Annotated in this window: 1 pseudogene; it reads right to left on the reverse strand. The window is 77.3% G+C overall.

Annotated elements, in window-relative coordinates:
- Nucleotides 1–238, reverse strand: a pseudogene (locus tag KVT45_RS55635) (hypothetical protein); the annotation flags it as partial.

The following is a 238-nucleotide window of genomic DNA, read 5'->3' on the forward strand; positions in this document are numbered from 1 at the left end:
TCGGACGACGGCGGCTCGGGCACCGGCTGGGACGGCTCGGCGCCCCGGGGCTCGGCCGGCGGGGCGACCGGGCTCGCGGTGACGCTCGGCGCGGACGGCTCCGCGCTCTCGGCCGGCGGCTGCTCGTCGGGCCCCGCACCGCACTTGCGGCCGGGGGTGATGCAGTCGACCATCTTCCGCATCAGGCTGTCGGCGAAGACGTTGATGAAGTCGCCGTGGGCGGTGGCCGGCTTGGGCG

The organism is Streptomyces sp. GbtcB6 (assembly GCF_019091475.1).
GTDB lineage: Bacteria > Actinomycetota > Actinomycetes > Streptomycetales > Streptomycetaceae > Streptomyces > Streptomyces hyaluromycini.